The following is a 312-nucleotide window of genomic DNA, read 5'->3' on the forward strand; positions in this document are numbered from 1 at the left end:
CTTTTTTGTTTGAGACATTAGCGAGAAGAAACTGACCAATATCTTTAACCGCTTTCTTATTCTCTTGATAAATTCGGGTCGCAGGCAACTTCCTATAAATACCATTAACCTTTAACTTGATTCTTCTACAATCAAACGGGATATGACCCAAACTGGAATCGGGATAACTGGCCGTCATCTGAGTCATCAAATATTCATCGTGACCGAAATTACACCAACCTGTCGCCCCAAAAATTGTAACGTCATTGAAGGACACTTCATCACCACAAAGTACAACCACGTTAGGGTAACGCGAGCCATACTCTCGAAGCT

General features: G+C 41.0%; 1 protein-coding gene. It reads right to left on the reverse strand.

Features of this window, described 5'->3' with window-relative positions:
- On the reverse strand, window positions 1-187 hold a 187-nt coding region (locus AB4585_RS25705; RefSeq protein WP_372171609.1), incomplete at its 3' end, for a hypothetical protein.
- Between the last annotated feature and the right edge of the window lie 125 nt (window positions 188-312).

It is taken from the genome of Vibrio sp. 10N.222.49.C9 (assembly GCF_041474985.1).
GTDB classification, from domain to species: Bacteria; Pseudomonadota; Gammaproteobacteria; order Enterobacterales; family Vibrionaceae; genus Vibrio; species Vibrio crassostreae_C.